The organism is Rossellomorea sp. NPDC071047 (assembly GCF_050270195.1).
Lineage (GTDB): Bacteria > Bacillota > Bacilli > Bacillales > Bacillaceae_B > Rossellomorea.
In genome coordinates this window covers 652,281-675,753 of sequence record NZ_JBNNJT010000002.1, presented here as the reverse complement: position 1 = coordinate 675,753, position 23,473 = coordinate 652,281, and the positions used below count along the sequence as shown (strand labels likewise).

Sequence of the window (23,473 nt, the reverse complement as noted above, 5' to 3'; positions counted from 1 at the left end):
ATTTCAGTTCATTGTTATCAAAATAAGAAAAGGGGTATATAGGATGTGGAGAACTCGAAAAGATGGTGAGGAATCACCATATATTCCAATGGGGCCTTTTAAATTAAGACTCCCGTTTATTCACTACAAATTTGAATGGCCGGATTATGTCCAAGGTTTGCTAATGTGTGCCGTTGATTTAGCAGCGATCCCTTTAATGATCGAACTTCTGGGCATGCCTTTTGAAGTCGCATTAGCCGTTGTACTGTTGAATGGAATTCTCTATTTAACCCATCACTTACTTGGCGATCCCGTCGTTCCCGGATGGATCACACCAGCAATTCCATTAATCATGGCTTACGTATCCGCATTTCCAGAAGGACCGGAACGTGTGCATGCACTAGTCGCTTTCCAGCTTACACTCGGACTACTATCGATCCTGCTAGGGGTGACAGGATTAGCGAAAAAAGTCGTTACATTCGTTCCCCCGGCGATTAAATCCGGGGTGATATTAGGAGCAGGGTTTGCAGCAATCATTTCTGTCTTCCAGGTTGGTGGACGTTTCGAAAGCTTTCCATGGACCATTTCCATCGCAGTAGGGATTGCCTTTTATATTATTTTCTCTCAACACTTCAATCATCTGAAAGCCAAAAGTGCACTATGGGGACTAATTGGAAAACTGGGAATCTTTCCGATTATTATTCTCGCTGTTATCATCGCACCTCTCTTTGGAGAAGCACCGTGGCCATCGATTGAGTGGGGGCTCATTAACCCTGACTTCGGTACACTTTGGAGTGAATACACCATCTTTGGGCTTGGTTTCCCTCCGGCAATGTTATTTCTAACAGCCTTGCCCACTGTATTAGCCGCTTATATTGTCCTATTCGGAGACGTTTTACAAAGTAAAGCACTGATCGATGAAGCAGACGATGTGCGCCGTGATGAAAAGATCGATTACAATCCGAATCGTGCCCATATGGTCTTCGGTGGACGCAACACCATTATGAGTATACTTGGTCCTGATGTCACAATGGCAGGTCCACTATGGGCAGCCATGCAAGTTGTCGTAATTGAACGCTTTAAAGAAGGTAAAAAAGCTATGCATTCAATATTTGGAGGTTCTGGATCCTTCAGATGGGGTACAAATACTGGACTCCTGCTTCTCCCTATTGTAAGTTTAGTACAACCAATTCTAGGTATCGCCCTTGCCTTGACTTTGCTGATCCAAGGTTATGTAAGCGTTCGCGTAGGAATATTAGAATCCCGAAGTCATCGTGATCTTGGCATTGCCGGAGTTATAGGGGCAGTACTCGCCACCAAAGGTGCCACTTGGGCCTTCGCAGTTGGAATTTTATTATGCTTATTGATTTACGGTAAAAAATTCTTCAGCGGTGAGAACGATGAAATCTTCACAAAAGATCTGGAAAATAAAGATGCCAAGAAAATTTCATAAAACATTTAAAGGAGGATCACTATGCAACACTACAATATGATCATAGACGGAGAACAAATCGGAGCGAATCTTTCAAAAAGGGATGTGACCAACCCAGCCACCTCAGAAGTGATTGCAACCATACCTGATGGGGGCAAAAAAGAAGCTGCAAGTGCTGTTGACGCGGCTTATGGTGCATTCAAGGACTGGTCCCTATATTCTGCATATGAACGAAGTGAACTCATTCGAAAATGGTATGATTTAATTGATGAGAATAAAGAGGACCTTGCCCGGACCATGACCATGGAGCAAGGGAAACCACTAAAGGAAGCGCTTGGTGAAATCCAGTATGCCAACGGGTTCATCTCCTGGTACGCTGAGGAAGGAAAGCGTGTCTACGGTGAACAGATTCCCGCCACTCAACGAAACAAACGTCTATTTGTTCATAAGCAGCCTGTCGGGGTCGTAGCCGTCATCACCCCATGGAACTTCCCTGCCGCGATGATCACACGTAAGGTTGCACCGGCACTCGCCACCGGCTGTACGGTCGTGATTAAACCGGCAAACCAAACCCCTTTGACCGCTTTAAAGATGGCGTTACTTGCAGAAGAAGCCGGCATCCCAAAAGGAGTCATCAACGTGGTGACAGGCGATTCTAAATCCATCGGGGAAGCGTGGATGGAAGACACACGCGTACGGAAACTGACCTTCACTGGATCAACGGAAGTCGGGAAGGTCCTGATGAAAGGTTCGGCTGACACCGTAAAGAAAATATCATTGGAGCTTGGAGGTCACGCGCCGGTAATCGTAATGGCTGACTCTGATCTGGATAAGGCCGTCGATGGCGTCATTGCCTCCAAATTCAGAAATGCAGGTCAAACCTGCGTCTGCTCGAACCGCATCTATGTTCATGAGTCCATTGTTGATCCATTTACCGAAAAACTGGTCGAAAAAGTGAAGGATCTCAAAGTCGGTAACGGTCTTGAAGAAGGTGTGGACATTGGTCCATTAATCGATGAGAATGCTGTAGAAAAAGTTCAGAAGCATGTGGAGGACGCTGTGAGCAAAGGAGCATCCGTGGTTTACGGAGGAAAAGGCAAAAACGGACTATACTTTGAACCGACCGTCATCACCAACGTACATGATGACATGCTTTGCATGAAAGACGAAACATTCGGTCCTGTTGCTCCAATCACTACGTTTAAAACAGAAGAAGAAGCCATCGACCGGGCAAATGATTCCATCTACGGTCTTGCTGCTTATGTATTCACTGAAAATATTACAAAGGGCATACGAATCAGTGAGCAATTGGAATATGGAATTGTAGGATTGAACGATGGATTACCTTCTACCCCGCAGGCGCCATTTGGCGGATTCAAGCAAAGTGGCCTTGGTCGTGAAGGCGGACATCATGGCATTGAGGAGTATCTGGAAGTTAAATATATTTCATTAGGGTTGTAAACCTTGAAGGCACACAATTACATGTGTGCCTTTTTTAGATTAAACTCAATAAAATTTGCATTTAATACAATTTTTACCGATTGATATTTTTACACAAATCTAGAAAAATAGAAATTGATATTATATTAGGAAAACTTATTGACTGCGCTTTCTTCCTATGCTAGATTGTGTTTATTAATAAAATTCCACGACGAGAATATATGACTCGTCCCTGGTCAGGGACGGGTTTTTTTATTTGAAATAATCAGAATAATCAATAGAAACTATCATGGTTTGGTAAGGATTTGGAGGGTTTTATTTGAGAAAGAAAGATGTGCTGGTTTCAGGTTTTATGCTATTTTCTCTATTTTTCGGAGCAGGGAATTTAATATTCCCGCCTTATCTTGGAATGGAATCTGGAGGCTACTTTGCCGCCGCAATTGCCGGGTTTATTTTAACAGCAGTGTTCCTGCCTTTTTTAACGATCATTTCCGTTTCGTTATCCACTAACGGATTATTGTCAATTGGCCAACGGGTCCATCCCGTCTTTGGACTGGTGTTCGCCATCGTGATTTATATGTCGATTGGAGCACTATACGGTATTCCAAGGGCGTCGAATGTTGCCTATGAATTAGGATTTATGCAAATGATCAGTGTGGATGGACGGTTACCCTTATTCTTATTCTCTCTTGTCTTTTTCGGATTGACCTACTTACTCAGTATCAATCCAAAAAAGGTGATTGATCTTGTCGGACAGTTTTTAACGCCTGCCCTGCTCATTGTATTAGCGATATTATGTGTACGTGCCTTTATGATCTTTGATTATACTGCCGCACAAGCAACAGAAAACTTCCAAACCGATCCGTTTCTCAAAGGGTTTCTGGAAGGTTACTTCACCATGGATGCCGTGGCAGCCCTTGCCTTTGGGATTGTCATCATCAATGGATTGAAAGATAAAGGAGCGACGGATAAAAGGGATCTGATACGAGGAACAATCAGTTCAGGTATGATTGCAGCAGTCGGCTTAATCATGGTATACCTCTCACTCGGATGGATCGGTCGTGTTGTTCCCCATGAAGAGCCACTTCAAAATGGGGCGGAAATATTGGTTCTTGCTTCTCATCAATTATTTGGATACAGCGGGAATGTGTTATTTGGAGCCATAGTGATGATTGCTTGTTTAACAACTTGTATCGGCCTCATCAATGCATGCGGACGTTTTTTTAATGAAAATTTTCCGAGGTATTCATATAAGACTTACGTTATGATTTTCATCCTCATCGGGTTGGCCGTTACCAATCTTGGACTGAATTTGATATTGAAAGTCGCTACACCGTTACTCGTTCTGATTTACCCTGTAGCTATAGTGCTTGTAGTCCTCTCTCTCTTTCAGCATTTCTTTGGGGAAAGTAAGAGAATGTATGTATATGGGGTTGGAGTCGCCACATTATTTGCCTTTTACGAAATGCTGTTGACGCTAGAAATTAAAATGGAAGGAATTCAGGCTATATTGGGATACCTCCCCCTCAGTGAAAACGGCCTGGCCTGGACCCTCCCTACCCTCTTGGTAGTCGTGATTGGTTATATAGCAGACCTGTCCCAAAGGAAAATCACCTTTCCTTTAAAGAGAGGGACGGACCTCTAAAAAAGCAACAAGGTAATGAGTTGATTTTCTCACTCAGACCTTGCTGCTTTTTTATTTTCAGGAAGTTTAATCTGTTGCTTTTTGGTAGACATTCATGGAACCACCACTCAGTCCAATGGCTTCAGTTGTGTGAGTCCATCCATATTTTTCATAATAACCTTCCAGATCCGTTGTTAGGTATAGATGTTTGTAGCCTTTTTCATGGGCTTCCTGTAAAGCATGCTCTAGGAGATAGGAACCAAGCCCTTTCCCTCTATGATCCGGATCAATATACAGGCAAGCAAACCACGGAAACAGGTCTTGCCTGCTATTCAGATCGTTTCTGAGCAGAGCGTACGTCCCAATAATTTGTTCTTCCTGTAAAGCAATAAAAAATCGCGGTAAGTCTTCTTCGGTACGGCAGGAATGGAACATACAATCGTGATAGAACCTGTAATTTTCCTCACTTCCCCACTGTTCCCAGAACGCTTTCACAGCTTCCTCAAAAATACTTGAATTCTTTTGTAACGCCATTATTTTCATAGTAGATTTCCTTTCTTTACTGAATAGAAGTACCTTAATAGGTTTCTTGATGGAGAAAGGAAAACCTCTATTTAAATGAAAAAGCACGCTCTGCTTCGAGCGTGCCCCTTAATAATTGATCAATAAGCCCCATCTGAATACGTTAATTCGTAGCTGTGGGAGTAAATCTCAAAAATATTCCCGAATGGATCTTCAACATACACCATGCGATAAGGCTTTTCACCAGGATAATATTCACGGATCGGCATGCGCTGTTTACCGCCGTGCTGTTTGATTTTTTCAACCATGCCTTCTACATCGGGGTCCTGGATACAGAAATGGAATAGTCCTGTTTTCCAATACTCGAAGTTATTCTCCGGCTTTTCGTTGTGAGGGAACTCAAACAGCTCCACTCCGATTTTATCACCCGTTGCCAGGTGTGCAATTCTGAATTTCTCCCAATCATTCCCGAATACATCACGGCACATCTGCCCGATTGCAGTATCATCATTTTCCACATCTGAAGGCTCCATGATGGTGTACCATCCGAACACCTCTGTGTAAAATTTAATTGCCTCTTCGAGATTCGGGACGGATAGTCCAATATGTGAAAACGATCTTGGATATGGTAACATCGTCAATATTCCTCCTCTTTTGATTAGTTTCATCTAACACGTCTTCATTATACGAAGCTGAGCTACATAATGTAAGAATGCACTTTTTTGTGAGAAACTAACCTTAAGGTAAGAAAGGACTGAAGCGTATATGGATACACCCATCGATCAAGAAGGAAAATTGAAGTGCTCCATCGAGTACACACTGAAGAAAATCGGAGGCAAATGGAAAACCGTCATTCTTTGGCATTTAGGGACAGACGGGACGCTCAGGTACAACGAATTGCGCAGGTTACTGCCTGGTGTGGCCCATAAAGTACTGAGCCAGCAACTAAAAGAACTCGAAGAAGACGGCTTCATCAATCGAACCCAGTACGATACCATCCCCCCAAAAGTAGAATACTCCATGACAGAACTAGGTATGACCCTCATCCCCATTCTCAAGCAAATGCATGCCTGGGGTAAGGAACATGGTGAGTTTTAGGAGAGGGACGGACCTCTAATTCATTATATAGTTGGAATTAGGGGTTTATTGGACGGTTGGAGGTCCGTCCCTCCAAAATCAAAAATTAAATCAAGTCAATGAGAATATACGAACTGAATATCGTAATGATGATTCCCGCCACCCGATTGATCATTGTTAACGAGTCCGATTCAATACGGCTGCTTAACCATCCTCCTACCATGGCAACCGTCCCCCACCACAATGCGGATCCGCAAAATACACCCACAACGACGAGCAATGCGGACAAGATACTGCCATCAGAACCGGTTACGCGAAAGACACCAAAGATGGCGATGAACGCAAGGATTGTCATCGGATTCGTAAGGGTCAAAAGAAAGACTGAAAGAAACCCTTTCAAAGTAGAAATGGTTTGCGACGATTCACCAGTCTTAAATGGTGCCGACTGTGAAGTGAATGTCTTCCACCCCAACAAGAATAGAAACACCCCTCCCCATAATTGAATCCAGAACTGGTGATCAAGAAGGAAGTCGGAAACAATCGTAAGCCCCATGACAGCTACCAAGCCGTATAGTGCATCTGCAGTGGCAGCCCCCAATCCCGATACAAAACCTGTCCTTTTCCCATATGCCAATGTCCTCTGAATACATAAGATACCGACAGGACCAACAGGAACAGCAATGGTGACTCCGATGATGAGACTCTTAAAAAATAAAATATAATCAATCATGGTCCTGCCGCTATTCTATAGAAAACTTGTGTTGTGGTAGTGGCAGTCCCGAACTCACTTTGAACAAACCTATAACAATTGCCGTTTGGGTTCCGGCTTTTGCCGGCAGGCTCTTGATTTCATGACTGATGACACGATTCAGATCTATTGTATTTCTACTCCGTATTTCCAAAAGATAATCATCCTCCCCGGCGAAATGTTACATTCATGTTATTTTTCGTAAAAGAGGGACGGACCTTCAATTCGGCTTCCCCTTGAAAAAGTCGGTCAGGCTATAAAGTAATTCATTTAATATATGCGTAGTTTCTAATCCTTTATGTACCTTTTACGTAGAAACTAAAGATAAAAGATCTTTGCTTCATCCTCCGATTCAATTTATCCTTATAGTAAGTGAACAAAGATTGGAGGAAGATCAATGTCTATCGTTCTAAAGAGAATTTATGATGAACCTCCCCAATTAGGCGGTCATCGCATTTTGATTGACCGAATATGGCCACGTGGAATTTCAAAAGAGGATGCCAACTTGGATGAGTGGATAAAGGAAATTACCCCAAGCCCACATTTAAGAAAATGGTTTAATCATGAGCAGGAAAAGTTCGAGGAATTTAAAAATGCCTACAAAGAAGAACTTAATCAAGATAAAAAACTAAAGAAGCTACAGGAACTGAAGGAAATGTCTGCTAAGGAACGCTTAGTCCTCCTCTACGGTGCAAAAGATGAGCAGTACAACCATGCCGTTGTGTTAAAAGAAGTATTAGACGATATGTAAGAGGGACGGACCTCTGAATCAGCAGAAAACCATTTGGTAATTCGCTCATTGGAGGTCCGTCCCTCTGAAATTACATGTTTTCTATCAGCAGAAAGATTCCCGTAAATAACAGTAGTAGATAGGTAAAGATCTGAAAGATTTTTTGATTGATTTTGTTGAATAATGCTTGTCCTAACACTAGACCTATAGCTACTACTGGTAATGCTTGCAAGCTTGATTTCCAAACTGTTAGAGTAGTACCTGCCACTTTCACCTGTATCCCTAAACTGATGAGATAGATGAACAAATAAAAGGCAAGGGTTGTTCCCCGAAGTTTCTCTTTTCTTGTCTCAGTGCCTGAAAAATATAGAAGCAGGGGTGGTCCTGGCATACCGATACTCGTGGTCAGTGCTCCAGACCATCCCCCTGCCAGAAAGTCCCGCATTTTGGACTGTCTGATGCGGAATTTCATGATAAGTAAAACCGTCAGCACTATGATGATCAGGCTGATTAACACCTTTAAGAGACTCATATCAATAAGAGTGAAAACCAATATACCCAGGGGTAAACCGGGTATGCTCCCGACCACAAACCTTTTCACAAGTGGAAAATCAATATCCCTTCTAATTTTCACAAGTAGCGCAAGTGAGATCACTAGGGATAAGATCAAATTAATCTGTATCGCTTCTCTAGGTGGAAACAAGAGCAATAAAAATGGTGTTGCCATTATGGAAAATCCAAAACCTGTACTAGTTTGCAATATCGATGCACATAATATGATGCCCATGAACAAGATAAACGTACTCAAGAAACATTCTCCTCTATCTTTCTTTCTAATAGATAACCATTCGATCCCGCCCATAGACCAATTTCTGTTATTAGAAATAGGAACACAATCCACGCCCAAAAATGCAAGAAGCCTCTATGAAAATCGTAAAACGCATTCAAATAATGAGGATTTTCATGCATGGTGATTGTAAAGGCATAGAACATTCCAAAGGTAAAATTACGCGACCATTGGCTTATATGATAGGTGAAAATCCCTTTTTTCCATCCCAGCTTCTGAATCCGTTTGACAGCTCTCACCATCTCCATCAATTCAACACCTAACAGGAGGACAAACACAATGAGCCAAAAAATCATTATTAACATTCCAGACATCAGCTGTGAAGAAACGATTGCCAGACCTGTAATGGATAAAGCGCCGTGAATGATACAGTTTGTGCTCGTCCAATCATCTATCATCGTCCAAGGATTTCCCCTCGCATATCGAAGCACAATCAATGTCATACCGATCAAGTAAAAAAAGATTCCAAGTGACATCACTGCAATCAGAAGTCCCTCCGGAAGAGAAGGAAAAACCTTCACCCAAAATATCACCAATGATTGGGTAGCAACGGTAGAAAGCAACACAATTCCATGAGTAGAATGCGCTGTCGGTCGTTTCATGATCTCGTTAAAGTGGTAGAAGCAGTTTACCAAAAAATATAGCCATAAAAGAGTATTCATAAGCATAATGCCCTGTACACCCACGCACATACCAGGGAAATATTTGACGATCACATTACTCAAAACCGAAATGCCGGCAACCCACGATCCAATCACGAAAGAAAGAACAGGATTACCTAAAATAGCAAATTTATATGGTTTATTTAACAACTGCGTGAAAAGGGATTTATAAATAATGGCAGCCAACACAATCAGGGACAAAGTCAGTATTTTTCCAGTGGTGTGGTTGATCCATGTAAAAGCATCAATAGCAGCATAAAGAAAGATTCCAAGAGCCATAATGACGGCCCCTGAAGCCGGATTGATGAATTCTTCATTTTCTTTAAATTTCATCCTGTTGCTCAGATGCCTCCCTTCTATCTTTTGAATCGCTAAGCCAACTAATAAGATCATCATGAGGAAAATGAACCCTTGTCTCAGAAATAAGCTTTGGAAGAAAACTCCCAAGACCATCCACTAATAATTGCAATTCCTCCAGTACATACCCGTTCTCAAACTCCTCAATGGAAACGGGTAGCTCCTCTTCATCCAGAACAGAAGCGTTTCCATCGTCAAATACGAGGACATCTATGATAAGATCTTCGAAAGACACTACTTCATTGTCTATGTTCGTATTTCTGACAATATTAAAATATGCCCCTAAATACTCACCCCTATGATTTCTCCAAACATACACATTATAAGCGCGGTCCTTCCAATAGTACGCCAAGGTGTAGCTACCCTCAGGAATGGTTAAGCTTGATTGGTTTGTCGTCATGGTAAAGGCATCTTTTATTCTATGAAAAAGGACCACGTCTTCAACTCCCGCCTTCAAGAGCCGGCAATGATGTTCCACCAATTTACCGTTATAACCTATCTTTCTCTCTATAATCGGGGCACCAACCCGAAGGGGGCTGCCCATTGCATTCTCATTCACCATTCATCCCTCCTAAACTCTGATTACCTGCTGTTTAAGTTTATCATTTCTGTAAATCTGAAAGAGGGACGGACCTCAGATAAGCAAACCATCTGGTTAATCGCTCATCAGAGGTCCGTCCCTCTCAGATTACTCACGCATTATATCTTTTTCACAAATTGGGATTTTAGTTTCATGGCTCCGAAGCCGTCGATTTTGCAGTCGATGTCGTGGTCTCCTTCGACGAGTCTGATGTTTTTGACTTTGGTTCCCATCTTGAGGACGGATGAGCTTCCTTTTACTTTCAGGTCTTTAATGACCGAAACGGAGTCACCATCGGCTAAGAGATTTCCGTTTGAGTCTCTGACCACATTTTCTTCTTCAGCCGTTTCTGTTGCTGCATTTGTTGTCCATTCATGAGCGCACTCGGGGCAGACGAACAGGCTCCCATCTTCATACGTGTATTCTGAGTTGCACTTTGGGCAATTTGGCCATTCTGACATCGTGTTCATTTCCTCCAATGATTGTTTATTCATGTTCAATGTAAAAGACATCGCATTCCATTATACCTGACCCACTGCGAGTTATATATTATTTTCCTTCATCCTTTTAGTCAAAGCGTTTTCGTCACAGCCAAACACGTTCAGTATGTTCCCTTCCCCACTCCACCAGAAACTTTTCTAATAATGGTCCAGGCAATGGACGGCTAAAGTGGTATCCCTGACCTACCTTACAGGCATTCCGTTTCAGGAACAAGACTTGATTTTCTGTTTCAATTCCCTCAGCAATAGTAGTAAAGTTCATATTTTGACTCATATCAATAATCGCTTTTACGATTGATACTTGATTTGAATCTTCCATGATATCATCTACGAACGATTTATCTATTTTAATACTATCAATCGGTAAATGCCTTAAATTATTCAAAGAAGAGTAACCAGTTCCAAAGTCATCCATGGAAATGATAACTCCAAGCTTCTTCAACTTATTGAGAACTTTCGTTGATTTTTCGAAGTCCTGCATGATACTCTCGGTTATTTCAAGCTCAAGTCGATCTGGGTCAAACTGAAGGCATGATAAGGTTTCTTTTACCATGTCAACAAATCCATCATCCTTTATCTGTCTGACAGATATATTAACTGCAACAGGAATGATGCCTAATCCGCTCATTTCCCACTCCTGACTTTGTCGACAAGCCTCCCGAAGAACCCACTCCCCGATCGGAATGATCAATCCCGTCTCTTCTGCCAATGGAATAAATTCACTCGGAGGGATCATTCCAAGTTCCGGATGTTCCCAGCGGACCAAAGCTTCCACACCTATGATGTCCAGAGTTTCCAGATCCACCTTTGGCTGATAATGGAGAGTCAATTGTTCAAGCTCCAATACTTTTCTTAATGAGCCGGTCCCTTTATATGATTCATTTCTAATACGACACACCTGTCCGTGTATGCGTCTTATTAAATTCATTCATATCCGGATCAAAATAATCCTCATTGAAAGCCGGTACAAACTTACCGTCCTTTAAATAGCCTGATCCCCATGTCGGATCCAGGGTGACCCATTCCCCATCAAGATTCGCTTCCACCCAGGCATGCCTTCCCGGGAAAATCCCCCCTGCTCTCCCTTCAACAAATCGCGCCTCGATGTCACTGGCTCGAAGCAGGGCAATCGCCAGGTAGGCGTAGTCCTGACACACACCCGTTCTGGTTTCCAGTGTTTTTAATGCACTATCATCCCAGTTAAAGTCGTCATATTCATATTTCTCAACGTCATAGGAAACATTTTTTGCTACATAATCATAGATCGCTTTCGCCTTATCCCTGTCGCTAGTTTGCCCGGCTGTGACGGTTTTCGCCTGCTCCTTGATTTCCTGCGCATCTGACTGTACCCCACGGGAAGGCAGCAGGTCCCGCTTGTCTTCACCTGTCGATTCCACTTCAAACTTCGCAAAACCGAAAAATCTGAAATAATCGCTATTCTCCTCCTTGATTTCAGGTACGCTGAGGGTCACCTCATAAGTACCTGGTCCAAACCGGAGATAAAAGGAATCCTCAAAGGTAAAATCATCTACAGGTATAACATCCAGAGCTTCGTCCTCCCCTTTTTTCGTGGTGATATAAATATGCGTCGTTTCCGGACCGAATTCAGCTTTAGGATCGATGCTCCCTTTGATAGAGTAAACACCATCCGACTTCTCACCGCCAAATTGAGGAGATTCCAGAGTTACGCCACGCTCACGATATTTATCAGCGTACTCAATCGGACTCATCACCCTAACAGATTCATTATCAATGATTAGAGTCGTGGCCGTCTGGTAGTAGCTTTCACGCTCTTCATCCGGTACCAGTACCTCAAGCTCGTGTTTTCCTTTTCCGAAAAATAAAGGAACATCATAACTGAATTTTCCGTTTTTAACGGGAATGACATGGGTCCAGTTTTGAGAATCCTTCTTTAACCTGAGCATGATGGTGTCTTCATCCGTCAGGTTAGCAGCTTCTCCTTTCAATGGAAAGATTTCATTGCCTTTAATAAAGCTTGATTCAGAACTCAATGACAAGGCGGCATCCTGGCCGAATGGTGTGAGCGTCACATCCCTCATTATGTCAGGATTCACATTATGAACCGTGAAGGAAGCTGTATCATAGTAATAATTTTCACGATCCTTGCTTGGCAGCTGAACGGACACACTATACTCTCCTTCTCCATTGAAAAAATGGATCTCCTGTTTGAACTTGCCGTCTTTGATGGGAGTGTAGTATTCGAGCTGATTCCCCGCAGGGCCTTCTTCGCTTGCCCTAACCTTGATCCAGGCGTATTCCGACTTCAACTCTGAATGCTGTTCAATTTCCCCATCAACGGTCACTTGCCCATTTGCCGCAAATTCCTTGTATGACGGTTCATTCATTGTGACGCCGATTTCCTCGCTGTAGGAAGTTAATTGAAGTGGCTCCATTTCACCAATTTCATCGTCCATTTCATTCTTTTCCTTTTCATACAGATCTTCTACTTTCTTATCCGCCTTCGTTTCTTCTCCGTTGGCACTTGAATTACTGCATGCCGTCAGGAACAAGAAACTTATTAACAAACCAAACAACAGAAACAAAAAGGGATTTTTCCTCTGCATGTTTTCCTCCTTGGAGGGACGGACCTCTAAACATTCATAATCACCTGAAAATGGAGTGGTTTGAAGATTTGAGGTCCGTCCCTCTTATTATTTTATTCTCGCAGTCTTTTAAACCTGTTTGTAGTAGATAATGGTTGCCTCTAATTCCCCAAAAGGTGAAGCTGCGTAGTCGGGAATCCGCCCTCCCTGAATGTATCCAAGTGATTTATACAAATGATTAGAAGGTGCCCCTTCTACCGTATCCAGGATGAGCAAGGTCCGTCCCTCTTCTTTCGCTCTTTTCTCCGCCGTTTGCATGAGTGACCGGGCAATTCCTTTTTGGCGGAATTTGGAATGGACCATCATTTTTGCGATTTCGGCTCTGTTGGTACCGTTTTGTTTCGTACATAGATGAAGCTGCACGGTTCCTGCAATAGTTTCATCCACCCAGGCTACAAATAAAATCACATGAGGCTTCAGTGCATGTTGCCAGAAGTCCATCGCTGCAGCGCGAGCCATTGGGGATAAAAAACCAATGGAAGCACCATCATCCACTACTTTCATTAATAATTCAGACAGTTCCTCCATGTGCTGTTCTATCGTTTTCAGTTCTACGATTTTCAGGCCTTGATTCCTCATGAACATCTCACTCCTTAGCATATCTTCCAGTCTTTATTACAGTGGTCTAATTTAGTTTTTGCAATCTATTTGTCAGATTTGATGACAAGGTATGGATGTTGATCGCTATTAGTTCACCTTATGATTCATGCATCTTTCTAAACTACTATTCTTTTAACCTGCGAGTTTTTTACTTTTCATAATTCCTCATTCTCTTTTTCATATAATCAAATTATAACGAGCGACTCTTCAATAATCTAACTTTTTTTGGAAAAAACGGTTGTTGTTCTACATAAACTAGAACAATTCTGTTATACTAAACATATAACAAACTAGGAGGTGAATCCTTGTTTATCCAAATAGAACCTCAATCAGATATACCGATTTATACTCAGGTCAGGAATGGAATCATGGAGGGGATTGTTCGCGGGGAATTAGTTCCAGGTGATATCCTCCCGTCCGTTCGCAGCCTTGCCGGTGACTTGGGCGTAAACATGCACACGGTGAATAAAAGCTATCATGAATTGGAAAGCAAGGGTGTGATCCGGATCGTGCCAAAGTCCGGGGCTGTTATTTGTCCACCATCTGAGGGAGAGATTCCGCCAGCCCGATTGGAGCAGATATCAGAAGAATTGCGGCCGATTGTAGTGGAATCTATGGTAATCGGCATGAGTGAAAAAGAAATTCAAGAATTAGTTACATCTATTATGCTAAAGGTTAAGGGGGAGTAACAAATGGAAATGGCGCTTTTATTCGGCACGGTGGGATTTTTGATGGTTCTGCAAATTACCATTCCTTTTATCGTAAAACGAACGGTGGTTTTTGGTGTAACGATACCTGTTGATGAAATACGGAACGAACAATTGCTACATTACAAAAAACTCTATGCAATCTTAACGTTTTTCATTTCAATTGCGGCATTGGCTCTCTATTTTATCTGGTCAAAAAACATTCCATCCACAGAAAATCACCTCATTCTAGCAGGATTATTACTGCCTTTCGTCATACTATTTATTTCGATGTCTCTTTATTTCTATTTTCATATGAAAGTGACAACACTGAAACGGGAAAAGCAATGGTTCAAGGATCGCAAACAGGTGAAAGTTTCAGAATTGAACTTAAGAACGAGAGATGAAATGCTGCCCTGGATAGTATATGTAGTCCCCATGGTGATCACCGCTGGTTTAATGGTGTTTACATTAGTGAATTACAATAATTTGCCGGACCAGATTCCTACTCACTGGGGACCCGATGGCAAGCCGGATTCATTTACTACCAAAACCTATCTGTCTGCTTTGACCCTGCCACTTGTATTACTCGTGATGAATACAATGTTCCTAGGGGTCAATGAACTTACAAGGAATTCCGGGATCAAGCTGAGTGCAGGAAATATAAAAGCATCACGTGTCCGACAGCTCCGTCTGCGAAAGTACACAAGCTGGCTGTTATTCTTCATCTCCGTTATGATAAGCATGCTATTTACATTTCTCCAATTCACAACCCTGTATGAAAATAGCGTCAATGACCTGCTGATCATCACCATGCCACTGACCTTCTCTGCGCTTGTCTTGATAGGGACGGTCCTTATGGCCATCAAGGTCGGTAAAAAGGATTCAGACTTGGACGTAGAAGTCATCGATGAAGGTACCGGCGAAGTGATCAATGCAGATGACGATCAATACTGGAAAGGAGGCCTCTTCTATTTCAACCCTGAAGACCCCTCCATCTTCGTCGAAAAACGCTTCGGAGTAGGCTGGACCCTGAACTTCGCCAGACCACTGGGATACCTCATTCTGGTAGGACCGCTGCTCGTGATAGTACTCATTACACTGATATAACGGTGAGGGACGGACCTCTCAAACTGAGCGATAAAGTTACATCTACGTTCAGCGAAGAGGGTCCGTCCCTTTTGTTACGCGATTTCCCCCTTCAATAACACTTGGGACACCTTTTTCTTGTGATTGAATCCGAGGTCCGTCCCTCCAACTACTCCTCCTACTAAAAAAGGCTCAATCTCTGGAAATTCGACTTTTATTATGGACAGATTGTTCGGAATACTATATAAATAGTAGATGGAAACTCACAAAGAAAACGTTTACAACATGAGATGACAAGGAGGATTCTATGTTAGATGTGCTAGACAAGATTAATTCATTTTTATGGGGGACACCAAGTTTAGTACTGTTATTTGGGACAGGCCTTTTCTTAACGTTTATGCTTAGAGGGCTACAGTTCCGAAAGCTATTGTATGCCTTTAAACTTGCTTTTACAAAAGAAAAACCCTCTTCTTCTGCTGACAAATCGGAAGGGGATATCAGTAACTTCAAAACGTTGATGACTGCTTTGTCAGCGACAATCGGTAACGGAAACATTGCCGGGGTTGCGACGGCATTGACGATTGGCGGACCCGGGGCCATCTTCTGGATGTGGGTTGTCGGCCTTCTCGGAATGGCGACGAAATACGCAGAAGCTTTGCTTGCCATGAAATACCGTGTAAAAAATAAAAACGGAGAATACTCCGGCGGGCCGATGTATTACGTAGAAAAAGGCCTCGGAAGCAAGTGGAAGTGGCTTGCTGTTGCCTTCGCTTTATTCGGCGCATTTGCTGCCCTGGGAATAGGAAACAGCGTACAGTCCAATACGATTGCAGACGTCATGACATCAAGCTTTCAAATTAACAATGTCGTAACAGGAATCGTTTTGGCTGTCCTGACAGGTTTGATCATCTTTGGAGGGATTCAACGGATCAGTACCGTCGCTTCCTTCTTTGTACCGATCATGGCATTCCTTTACATTGGTGGTTCAATGATCATCATCGTATTAAATTATGACATGATCATTCCGGCATTTGAAATGATTTTCTATTATGCGTTCAATCCTGTGGCTGCCGCTGGAGGTTTCACTGGAATCATAATCAGTGAAGCGATCCGCAGCGGGGTTTCACGTGGGATTTTCTCCAATGAAGCTGGTCTTGGTACGGCTGCATTGATTGCAGGTAACGCGAAAACCGATCATCCGGTTAAGCAGGCCCTTGTCGCTATGACGGGTACGTTCATTGTAACAATCGTCGTCTGTACGATGACGGGGCTGGTCCTCCTGATCACAGGCTTCTGGGATCCGACAGGCGGAGCGATATCGGGTGTCGAGCATTCACCAAGCCTTGACGGCGGAGCACTGACTAGTGCGGCATTTGGACACGCCCTCGGTACTGTCGGGGAATACATCGTATCGTTCTCCGTCATCTTCTTCGGATTCTCGACGATCGTCGGATGGTATATGTACGGAGAGAAATGCTTCGAGTATTTGACGAATTATCGCTTTGCTAACTCCTACAGACTCATATACATTTTAGCAACCGGACTTGGTGCCGTTGCGAACCTGGAGCTCGTTTGGGCATTTGCTGATATGTCTAATGCGTTGATGATGATTCCGAACTTGATCGCCCTTATTTTACTTTATAAGGTCATCGTCCGTGAAACGAATCATTACTTCAATGAGTACATGCCAATGATGGAAGCTCAACCGAGAAAGAAAGCCAGTTAAAAAGTAGCCCGGCGTGATTTATGATCATGCCGGGTTTTCTTTTTATTGTATAATTTCATGTTTACTGATAAACTTCTTCACCCAATTTAAAAATCAAGCCTTTTTCTCCCTTCCAAATTTGGTAGAGTACCCACTTTCCCATCATGTGGACATAAACTTTGTCAATTCCTTCACTTTCATTTAAAAGAAAAAACCGTCCCTATTAACACAGGGACGGTTCCATCTATCACTCATACCACTTATGCCACATATGATCATTTCTGCCTCTCACAAAGGCATCCACCCGGTTACGGCCCCAAGACACAGCTCCCGGTGAAGAACGAACGCCTCCCCTTGGTGCTCCAAGGTCTTCCCAGTTACTCCACCGGGAACCGTTCCACCATTTGTGCCACATATTGTTGTTGTCTCCTCGGACAAAGGTATCGAGCCGATTCGCAGCCCATGATGATGCAGCAGGAGCGCCTTCAAATCCTCTAGGCGGTGAGCCCAGGTCCTCCCAGTTACTCCAGCGGGAACCGTTCCACCACTTATGCCACATCCGGTCATTGTTTCCTCTTACGAAGCAATCGATTCGATTCGGTCCCCAGGATACAGCACCTGGTGAATCCCTCAAGCCGCCTCTTGGTGCTCCAAGGTTTTCCCATTGGCTCCATCGTCTTCCGTCCCACCATTTATGCCAGAGATTGTTGTCATTCCCTTGCACGAAAACATCTAGACGATTTGCTTGCCATGATGCAACCGTCGGGTCACCCTTGAATCCACCTGGTGGTCCCCCAAGGTCTTCCCAATCGTTCCACCTCGAGCCATCCCACCATTTATGCCATAGAGTATCCCGATTCCCTCTGACAAACGTATCAATTCGGTTCGATCCCCACGACACAGCAGCCGGGGAACTCCTTAAACCTCTCCTTGGCGCACCAAGATCCTCCCAATTACTCCAACGGGAACCATTCCACCATTTGTGATACATTCTGTCATTCTCACCTCGAACAAATGTATCCAGCCGGTTCGCCTGCCAGGAAGCAACCGCCGGTGAACCCTTCATCCCCCGCGGAGGTGCCCCAAGGTCCTCCCATTCCCTCCAGCTTGCCCGCCAATCAAATGGATCTTCGTAGACAGGTTGTTCATAGAATCCTTGATAAGGATCATAATAGTTCACCTGTTGTGGATAATAAGTGAACTCACGTTGTTGTTCGTTGACCGGATAATACTGTTGATAAGTATGTGGTAAAAGACCATCTTCATAATGATTTCTGACTTCTGGCCAATACGGATAGCATTCTTGTTGAACATCATATGGTATCACAGGATATCGTCGTGGAAAAAACATACTGCATCCCTCCTCTGCATTTACTTTATGCAGAAGCCCAGATGAAGGAGCATGTACAATACTTGTCAATGAATAACCTCTTCTTAAACTTTGAAAAGAATATAAAGGCTTTAGAACTCTGTTACAGGAAGATATTCTAATAAAAGAAATATCCATTCTTTCCCCCAAAAAAATTTAGCACCTATAACATAGGTGCTAATAATCAAGTGGGGTTTCAAACATCCTTCTTTTTGTCTGCGATTGATACTCCGTCCGATTTATAATGCATTTTAATATTTGTGAAAACCTCGGTTGCCCCATGTTGTATCCCTACTTCCTGGGTCTCTTTAATGACGCTCATAATTTTATCATAATCACCTTCGACCACCGTTTCCATCGGGCCAACTTCGTATGTTAAGCCTGATTCTTTTACCACTTCAATCATTTTCGGGATAACGCCATGTGTATCCACGTCTTTTCCGTTTGGCATGGTTTGAAATCCTACAGTTAATGTTGGCATCTGTATGCTCCTTTCTAGACTAGTTCTATACTTCTACCTCCTACACAAAAGAATAAACATGTAGAATTTTACCGAAATGTACTCGAACTTCTCTGTTCCTCAATGTCCAACGTACCCAAGAAATTCTTACTGCTCATACCCTTTCCAGCATCGGCTCTAGGTCGGGCTGCCTTATACCACTGGTAACAGAAGATAATGATCAGGATTAAATCGATCATATCTCCGCCATAGTACATAAGCATCCCGCCACTCTGTGCCTGTTCCCAGGGTATACCGGCTGGAGGGTGGGCATATATGTATTTCGACAAAATGCCATGACCGGTCAAGGCAAGGATCAATACAGTCCCTCTGTAAATAAAGCCGGTTCTATGTGGCGCAGGATCAATATAAATCATGGAAATCGTAAATAAATATCCAGCCAGAAAAACATGGATATGTATGAATAAATAAAGGAGAAAGTATTGATGCATAGCTGCGTACAAACTGGTTGTGTAAAGAACCCAAAGCCCTCCCACATTGAGGATGACAGCGACAATGGGGTCACTGATAATCCCCATAAAACGGCTTTTCAGTACTCGTGAAAGCCTCCTGGCCATGGTGACATGAACCGTCCGAAGAACTAGTGTTACCGGTGCAGTGAGTACCATGAGGAGGGGGGCCAACATTCCAAGGAGCAAATGACCACGCATATGGGAAGTAAACTCAATATGTGCCCGATGAGCCAATGGTCCTGATACAGCGCTTAATGCACAGCAGACACCGATGATCCATAGAATTGTACGGGAGATTGGCCATTTTTTATGCTTACGATTGGAAGCGATCACAGCTAGCAGATACAGTACCAATACAACTACTAAAGGAATAGCTAGAAGAATCTGAGAAACCGCTCCGAAGTCTTGAGATACGTGTACGATAGGATGATCAGCGTGCATTGGCAACAGTCTCATTCTTTTTGTATCCAGTATTAACAACTATTACGGATCCTGCAAGAATCATAGCAGCCGCAATCACATTCCAGACAATATCATACACAAGGACATTTTCTACATAACGTATTTGATGAATACCCATCAGCTTATGCTGCACGGTCCCGTCATACAATTGAAAACCTCCTGCACCAAGCAAAATGCCTCCCCACCATCTCTTCACCCATAACGCTTTTTTTCGGCGTAAATCGGCAAACATAAACAACCCGCCGATTGTAGCAAACCAGCTAAACGCATGAAAAAAACCATCAGATACAAGCCCTATAGCTGTGGTGGACTTGTCATAAAAATGATGCCAATGAAGCAACTGGTGGAATACTGTCTCATCGATAAATGCCACGATTCCCATCCCAAATAAGATACCGGACCACAAATTGCGGATTGAAGACGATTTTGTATAGTTGGCTATCATGGTTACAGGAGCCTCCTTTGTAAATTATTAGCCATTCTACCCTTTCCTTTGTGGGGGTAAACTTTTCATAAGGGTGTCTAAAGGGTTCAGTAGATGCATCAGGATTCCGGTCTAACCTTATTAAATCCAAGCTTTATAGGAAAATCCTTGCTATAGTATTAAAATATAAACAGGACCTTTTGATTAGAAAAAGTCCTGTTTTTCCCGGTTATTCTTGAATGACAAACTGCTGATATTTTTCAAAGTCACTTACCTTACATTCAAGAATCATTTTCGTCCCGGTTTCTTCATATTCTGTTTCCAATACATTTGCCTGTTCATTAAAATAAGAAATTAAATGTCCTTTGTCAAATGGGATCAGCATTTGACAACGTTTATAGTCTTTAAAAATATAACTTCTCACCACTTGAAGCAGTTCGTCGATCCCAATTCTATTTTTTGCAGAAAAATAAATGCGGTCCTTTTCCACTCTGGGTATCTCTTCTTCCATCAGTTCAGCTTTGTTAAACGCATAGATGACTGGTGTATCACCTATACCAAGTTCTTCAAGGGTTTTATCAGTCACCTTCATCAATTTCTCGTAGTGAGGATCGGAATAATCAACCACGTGAATGATGAGATCAGCCTCCACGACTTCTTCAAGTGTAGAACGGAACGCTTTGACCAACTGATGGGGCAGTTTGTTAACGAATCCAACCGTGTCTGTCAGGAGAAATGCCTTTTTGTCCGGTAAGGTGATATTTCTCACCGATGTTTCAAGAGTCGCAAACAGCATATCCTTTTCAAATACTTGTTTATTCTCGTTTGGATGGAATTTTTCTACGAAAGCATTCATAGTCGTAGACTTCCCTGCATTTGTGTATCCGACAAGGGATACGACCGGTATCTCACTCTTTCGACGCTGCTTACGCTGGGTACTTCGCAAGTCGACGAGGGAATCCAGCTCTTTATTCAACGCTGTGATTTTCTCTTCAATCTTACGTCGATCAAGCTCGAGCTTCGTTTCACCCGCACCACGGTTCGCAAGTCCTGAGCCGCCGCCTTGACGCCCCAGTGATTCACGGCGTCCTATAAGACGCGGGAGCATGTATTGCAATTGAGCTACCTCTACTTGAAGTTGCGCTTCCCGGGTTTTCGCACGTTCTGCGAAGATATCGAGAATCAACATCGTCCGGTCCATTACCCGAATATCGAGCTTCTCCTCCAGTACACGAATTTGCGAAGGAGACAGCTCATCATTCGAAATGAGTACCTCCGCTTCCCACTCTTCAATAAGTGGCAGGAGCTCCTCGATCTTCCCCTTACCAATATAATGAACATGATTCGGACGGGGAAGGTTTTGAGTCAATTCACCGACCACATCCATATGCCTCGCTTCTGCCAAACCATTTAACTCAAGCATCGAATATTCGAAGTCATTATTTTTATCCTTTGTATTAACGCCTATGGCGATTGCTTTTAAACGTTCTTCCATTACTTCGTCACTTCCTATCTTTTAGTGTGTACAGAAAAAAACACAGGCCTCTGCCTGTGCTTTTTGTAAATGGATTTGAATAAACCGGTGGCGGGTGAAGAAGACCGCATTTTCTTCAAGGCTTTTTTTACAAAAAAACCCTATAGCAACACTCGGCAAGTATTCAATTCTATTTTTAAAAAGAGGAAGAGGAGCCCTGTAGCATCCCTTTCCTCCATTCAACGTAAAATGAAGAATTCCTTTAAAAATAGTCAGACCGATCCCATTTACCCTGCACACAGGCAGAGCCTTTGAACATATTCAATTAAGCGTTCAAATTGCGGATGCGTAGTCTGATTAAAATCAAAAGGAAAACCTCCATTTCTCATAAATTAATATCATCTTACCACAAACAGCTTAGGATGGGAAGATATGGTTTGAGGGACGGACCTCCAACACATATAATTCGAGCAAAAGCTAGTTTAGAGGTCCGTCCCTCTCTTCATATATCGGAGAAGCCGCAGGTTCAGCCAGGACAGAAGGAGGATGACGGCAAATTGGGCAATGGAGAGTGAGATGTTCCAGTTGTTGGTGTGAAAGAGATTCAGCGCTGCTGCGCATTGTTGAATCACACTCAAGACCGCAATCCAAACAAGGTATCTCCATAAAGTAGGATAATTCGCTTGTCTGCTCAGAAAAACCAAAAGCGGAACACTTAAAAATATCAACCGATAGAAGAAATCAAACGGATGTACGTCTTTCACAACATAATAATAAAGCTCATATCTCCCCTTCAATACCGCGTCTATAAACAAATTCATATATAAGATAAAGAATAGGCTTCCATACCATTCCAAAGGCGTCAAATGAAAGATCGTCTTCTTTATACCCAATAATTTATCAACGAATCGAAGGTTGTATAACAAAGTCATATATAAGATTGGATAAATAGGAACGGAGTATATCAGTCTCCAGCCACTGTACTGAAAGAAGCTAGAATAGTGAGCGGCCACAAACTCATAACATAATGCAAAGATTGTCCACCCCAGTATGTACATCCCCTTGATGATTAAATTCCTCTTTGCGGGAAAAAATGCTAAAAACAGGATATTAATAGCTGGATAAATGCCAATTGCACCTACAAAATCAATCCAGTCCACCCCTGCTTCGAAATAGGAATATAAATTGAACCTTCCACCCAAAATGGAATCTGCAAATAAAGCTAAATAAACCGAAAATATAGAGGTGACGTACATCTCGATGACCAAAAGCCTTTTTCTTACGATATAAACTAAACCATTCAGGGCAAAGATTGTTATCCACATCAATAGCATAAACATCATCCCAGACATTCTTATGATGTCTTCATTATTCACATAATTCATGGGAATGTATTCTAAAAACCACCAATACCACCATAAATAATTCTATTAAGACAAACCATACTAAGAATACATTCACTGAACAGTAGGAGGAATATACATGTCAGTTCAAAACAAATTTAACCTCAGCTGAAATGGCCGCCGATCGAAAGAAGTTGGCGGAAGATAAGTGAGGAGGTCCGTCCCTC

Annotated in this window: 24 protein-coding genes and 1 pseudogene; 8 read left to right on the top strand and 17 right to left on the bottom strand. The window is 42.8% G+C overall.

Features of this window, described 5'->3' with window-relative positions:
* Window positions 1-43: 43 nt before the first annotated feature.
* From ACQKFO_RS11275 to brnQ, 3 genes are all read left to right on the top strand, one after another.
* Entirely contained in the window at window positions 44-1,432 is a 1,389-nt protein-coding gene (locus tag ACQKFO_RS11275) for a hypothetical protein (RefSeq protein ID WP_427598729.1), read from the top strand.
* Window positions 1,433-1,453: 21 nt separating this feature from the next.
* Window positions 1,454-2,872 (top strand): NAD-dependent succinate-semialdehyde dehydrogenase, encoded by a 1,419-nt coding sequence (locus ACQKFO_RS11270; protein ID WP_427598728.1) that lies wholly within the window; start codon window positions 1,454-1,456, stop codon window positions 2,870-2,872.
* Between the two features lie 298 nt (window positions 2,873-3,170).
* Window positions 3,171-4,496: a branched-chain amino acid transport system II carrier protein gene (gene brnQ / locus ACQKFO_RS11265; RefSeq protein WP_427598727.1), complete on the top strand. Its 1,326-nt coding sequence runs from the start codon at window positions 3,171-3,173 to the stop codon at window positions 4,494-4,496.
* A gap of 66 nt (window positions 4,497-4,562) precedes the next feature.
* On the opposite strand, the gene ACQKFO_RS11260 is transcribed toward brnQ, so the two are convergent.
* The gene (locus ACQKFO_RS11260) at window positions 4,563-5,018 is read right to left on the bottom strand and encodes a GNAT family N-acetyltransferase (protein ID WP_427598726.1); all 456 of its coding nucleotides are present in this window, start codon (window positions 5,016-5,018) and stop codon (window positions 4,563-4,565) included.
* Window positions 5,019-5,137: 119 nt separating this feature from the next.
* Window positions 5,138-5,632 carry a lactoylglutathione lyase family protein gene (locus tag ACQKFO_RS11255; protein ID WP_427598725.1) on the bottom strand — a complete coding sequence of 165 codons (495 nt, stop codon included), beginning with the start codon at window positions 5,630-5,632 and terminating at the stop codon, window positions 5,138-5,140.
* A gap of 130 nt (window positions 5,633-5,762) precedes the next feature.
* Here ACQKFO_RS11255 and ACQKFO_RS11250 point away from each other — a divergent pair, with 130 nt between their 5' ends.
* Window positions 5,763-6,095 (top strand): winged helix-turn-helix transcriptional regulator, encoded by a 333-nt coding sequence (locus tag ACQKFO_RS11250; protein WP_427598723.1) that lies wholly within the window; start codon window positions 5,763-5,765, stop codon window positions 6,093-6,095.
* Window positions 6,096-6,180: 85 nt separating this feature from the next.
* Here the strand turns inward: ACQKFO_RS11250 and ACQKFO_RS11245 are convergent, their stop codons facing one another.
* Window positions 6,181-6,804 carry a LysE family translocator gene (locus ACQKFO_RS11245; RefSeq protein WP_427598721.1) on the bottom strand — a complete coding sequence of 208 codons (624 nt, stop codon included), beginning with the start codon at window positions 6,802-6,804 and terminating at the stop codon, window positions 6,181-6,183.
* Window positions 6,805-6,814: 10 nt separating this feature from the next.
* Window positions 6,815-6,985 (bottom strand): annotated as a pseudogene (locus ACQKFO_RS11240) (Lrp/AsnC family transcriptional regulator); the annotation flags it as partial.
* 234 nt (window positions 6,986-7,219) lie between these two features.
* Between ACQKFO_RS11240 and ACQKFO_RS11235 the strand changes: the two are divergent.
* Window positions 7,220-7,573 (top strand): DUF488 domain-containing protein, encoded by a 354-nt coding sequence (locus tag ACQKFO_RS11235; protein ID WP_427598719.1) that lies wholly within the window; start codon window positions 7,220-7,222, stop codon window positions 7,571-7,573.
* 70 nt (window positions 7,574-7,643) lie between these two features.
* Here ACQKFO_RS11235 and ACQKFO_RS11230 read toward each other — a convergent pair whose 3' ends face one another.
* From ACQKFO_RS11230 to ACQKFO_RS11200, 7 genes are all read right to left on the bottom strand, one after another.
* Window positions 7,644-8,360 (bottom strand): sulfite exporter TauE/SafE family protein, encoded by a 717-nt coding sequence (locus ACQKFO_RS11230; protein WP_427598718.1) that lies wholly within the window; start codon window positions 8,358-8,360, stop codon window positions 7,644-7,646.
* Window positions 8,357-9,457: a hypothetical protein gene (locus tag ACQKFO_RS11225; RefSeq protein ID WP_427598716.1), complete on the bottom strand. Its 1,101-nt coding sequence runs from the start codon at window positions 9,455-9,457 to the stop codon at window positions 8,357-8,359. Before ACQKFO_RS11225 ends, ACQKFO_RS11230 begins: the two co-directional genes overlap by 4 nt.
* Window positions 9,384-9,962, bottom strand: a complete 579-nt coding sequence (locus ACQKFO_RS11220; RefSeq protein ID WP_427598907.1) for a DUF402 domain-containing protein — start codon at window positions 9,960-9,962, stop codon at window positions 9,384-9,386. Before ACQKFO_RS11220 ends, ACQKFO_RS11225 begins: the two co-directional genes overlap by 74 nt.
* Window positions 9,963-10,117: 155 nt before the next feature.
* On the bottom strand, window positions 10,118-10,459 hold the full coding sequence (locus ACQKFO_RS11215) for a zinc ribbon domain-containing protein YjdM (RefSeq protein WP_427598715.1): 342 nt from the start codon (window positions 10,457-10,459) through the stop codon (window positions 10,118-10,120).
* A 124-nt stretch (window positions 10,460-10,583) separates the two neighbouring features.
* Entirely contained in the window at window positions 10,584-11,426 is an 843-nt protein-coding gene (locus ACQKFO_RS11210; protein ID WP_427598714.1) for a putative bifunctional diguanylate cyclase/phosphodiesterase, read from the bottom strand.
* Window positions 11,383-13,083 (bottom strand): transglutaminase domain-containing protein, encoded by a 1,701-nt coding sequence (locus tag ACQKFO_RS11205; protein ID WP_427598713.1) that lies wholly within the window; start codon window positions 13,081-13,083, stop codon window positions 11,383-11,385. The genes ACQKFO_RS11210 and ACQKFO_RS11205 overlap by 44 nt, the downstream gene beginning before the upstream one ends.
* A 108-nt stretch (window positions 13,084-13,191) precedes the next feature.
* Window positions 13,192-13,701, bottom strand: coding sequence for a GNAT family N-acetyltransferase (locus ACQKFO_RS11200; RefSeq protein WP_427598711.1), 510 nt, complete (start codon window positions 13,699-13,701; stop codon window positions 13,192-13,194).
* Window positions 13,702-14,027: 326 nt separating this feature from the next.
* Here ACQKFO_RS11200 and ACQKFO_RS11195 point away from each other — a divergent pair, with 326 nt between their 5' ends.
* The 3 genes from ACQKFO_RS11195 (at window position 14,028) to ACQKFO_RS11185 (ending at window position 17,223) form a co-directional block, all read left to right on the top strand.
* Window positions 14,028-14,411 carry a GntR family transcriptional regulator gene (locus tag ACQKFO_RS11195; protein ID WP_427598710.1) on the top strand — a complete coding sequence of 128 codons (384 nt, stop codon included), beginning with the start codon at window positions 14,028-14,030 and terminating at the stop codon, window positions 14,409-14,411.
* A gap of 3 nt (window positions 14,412-14,414) precedes the next feature.
* Window positions 14,415-15,518 carry a DUF1648 domain-containing protein gene (locus tag ACQKFO_RS11190; RefSeq protein WP_427598709.1) on the top strand — a complete coding sequence of 368 codons (1,104 nt, stop codon included), beginning with the start codon at window positions 14,415-14,417 and terminating at the stop codon, window positions 15,516-15,518.
* Window positions 15,519-15,804: 286 nt separating this feature from the next.
* The gene (locus ACQKFO_RS11185) at window positions 15,805-17,223 is read left to right on the top strand and encodes an alanine/glycine:cation symporter family protein (protein WP_427598708.1); all 1,419 of its coding nucleotides are present in this window, start codon (window positions 15,805-15,807) and stop codon (window positions 17,221-17,223) included.
* Between the two features lie 226 nt (window positions 17,224-17,449).
* Here ACQKFO_RS11185 and ACQKFO_RS11180 read toward each other — a convergent pair whose 3' ends face one another.
* The 6 genes from ACQKFO_RS11180 to ACQKFO_RS11155 form a co-directional block, all read right to left on the bottom strand.
* Window positions 17,450-18,553 (bottom strand): carbohydrate-binding protein, encoded by a 1,104-nt coding sequence (locus ACQKFO_RS11180; protein WP_427598707.1) that lies wholly within the window; start codon window positions 18,551-18,553, stop codon window positions 17,450-17,452.
* Between the two features lie 214 nt (window positions 18,554-18,767).
* Window positions 18,768-19,052: a thiamine-binding protein gene (locus ACQKFO_RS11175; protein ID WP_427598706.1), complete on the bottom strand. Its 285-nt coding sequence runs from the start codon at window positions 19,050-19,052 to the stop codon at window positions 18,768-18,770.
* A gap of 68 nt (window positions 19,053-19,120) precedes the next feature.
* Window positions 19,121-19,999, bottom strand: a complete 879-nt coding sequence (locus ACQKFO_RS11170) for a cytochrome c oxidase assembly protein (RefSeq protein ID WP_427598705.1) — start codon at window positions 19,997-19,999, stop codon at window positions 19,121-19,123.
* Window positions 19,974-20,450, bottom strand: coding sequence for a DUF2243 domain-containing protein (locus tag ACQKFO_RS11165; RefSeq protein WP_427598704.1), 477 nt, complete (start codon window positions 20,448-20,450; stop codon window positions 19,974-19,976). Before ACQKFO_RS11165 ends, ACQKFO_RS11170 begins: the two co-directional genes overlap by 26 nt.
* Before the next feature lie 208 nt (window positions 20,451-20,658).
* Window positions 20,659-21,924: a GTPase HflX gene (gene hflX, locus ACQKFO_RS11160; protein WP_427598703.1), complete on the bottom strand. Its 1,266-nt coding sequence runs from the start codon at window positions 21,922-21,924 to the stop codon at window positions 20,659-20,661.
* A 461-nt stretch (window positions 21,925-22,385) separates the two neighbouring features.
* On the bottom strand, window positions 22,386-23,288 hold the full coding sequence (locus ACQKFO_RS11155; protein WP_427598702.1) for a CBO0543 family protein: 903 nt from the start codon (window positions 23,286-23,288) through the stop codon (window positions 22,386-22,388).
* Window positions 23,289-23,473 lie beyond the last annotated feature (185 nt).

Excerpts from the sequence above, each read along its gene's own strand:
- hflX (WP_427598703.1), bottom strand. The coding sequence starts at position 21,924 with ATGGAAGAACGTTTAAAAGCAATCGCCATAGGCGTTAATACAAAGGAT.
- ACQKFO_RS11220 (WP_427598907.1), bottom strand. The coding sequence starts at position 9,962 with ATGGGCAGCCCCCTTCGGGTTGGTGCCCCGATTATAGAGAGAAAGATA.
- ACQKFO_RS11210 (WP_427598714.1), bottom strand. The coding sequence starts at position 11,426 with ATGAATTTAATAAGACGCATACACGGACAGGTGTGTCGTATTAGAAAT.
- ACQKFO_RS11185 (WP_427598708.1), top strand. The coding sequence starts at position 15,805 with ATGTTAGATGTGCTAGACAAGATTAATTCATTTTTATGGGGGACACCA.
- ACQKFO_RS11225 (WP_427598716.1), bottom strand. The coding sequence starts at position 9,457 with ATGATGATCTTATTAGTTGGCTTAGCGATTCAAAAGATAGAAGGGAGG.
- ACQKFO_RS11250 (WP_427598723.1), top strand. The coding sequence starts at position 5,763 with ATGGATACACCCATCGATCAAGAAGGAAAATTGAAGTGCTCCATCGAG.
- ACQKFO_RS11245 (WP_427598721.1), bottom strand. The coding sequence starts at position 6,804 with ATGATTGATTATATTTTATTTTTTAAGAGTCTCATCATCGGAGTCACC.
- ACQKFO_RS11270 (WP_427598728.1), top strand. The coding sequence starts at position 1,454 with ATGCAACACTACAATATGATCATAGACGGAGAACAAATCGGAGCGAAT.
- ACQKFO_RS11170 (WP_427598705.1), bottom strand. The coding sequence starts at position 19,999 with ATGAGACTGTTGCCAATGCACGCTGATCATCCTATCGTACACGTATCT.
- ACQKFO_RS11180 (WP_427598707.1), bottom strand. The coding sequence starts at position 18,553 with ATGTTTTTTCCACGACGATATCCTGTGATACCATATGATGTTCAACAA.
- ACQKFO_RS11205 (WP_427598713.1), bottom strand. The coding sequence starts at position 13,083 with ATGCAGAGGAAAAATCCCTTTTTGTTTCTGTTGTTTGGTTTGTTAATA.
- ACQKFO_RS11190 (WP_427598709.1), top strand. The coding sequence starts at position 14,415 with ATGGAAATGGCGCTTTTATTCGGCACGGTGGGATTTTTGATGGTTCTG.
- ACQKFO_RS11215 (WP_427598715.1), bottom strand. The coding sequence starts at position 10,459 with ATGTCAGAATGGCCAAATTGCCCAAAGTGCAACTCAGAATACACGTAT.
- ACQKFO_RS11255 (WP_427598725.1), bottom strand. The coding sequence starts at position 5,632 with ATGTTACCATATCCAAGATCGTTTTCACATATTGGACTATCCGTCCCG.
- ACQKFO_RS11235 (WP_427598719.1), top strand. The coding sequence starts at position 7,220 with ATGTCTATCGTTCTAAAGAGAATTTATGATGAACCTCCCCAATTAGGC.
- ACQKFO_RS11275 (WP_427598729.1), top strand. The coding sequence starts at position 44 with ATGTGGAGAACTCGAAAAGATGGTGAGGAATCACCATATATTCCAATG.
- ACQKFO_RS11165 (WP_427598704.1), bottom strand. The coding sequence starts at position 20,450 with ATGATAGCCAACTATACAAAATCGTCTTCAATCCGCAATTTGTGGTCC.
- ACQKFO_RS11155 (WP_427598702.1), bottom strand. The coding sequence starts at position 23,288 with ATGAATTATGTGAATAATGAAGACATCATAAGAATGTCTGGGATGATG.
- ACQKFO_RS11175 (WP_427598706.1), bottom strand. The coding sequence starts at position 19,052 with ATGCCAACATTAACTGTAGGATTTCAAACCATGCCAAACGGAAAAGAC.
- ACQKFO_RS11200 (WP_427598711.1), bottom strand. The coding sequence starts at position 13,701 with ATGAGGAATCAAGGCCTGAAAATCGTAGAACTGAAAACGATAGAACAG.
- ACQKFO_RS11260 (WP_427598726.1), bottom strand. The coding sequence starts at position 5,018 with ATGAAAATAATGGCGTTACAAAAGAATTCAAGTATTTTTGAGGAAGCT.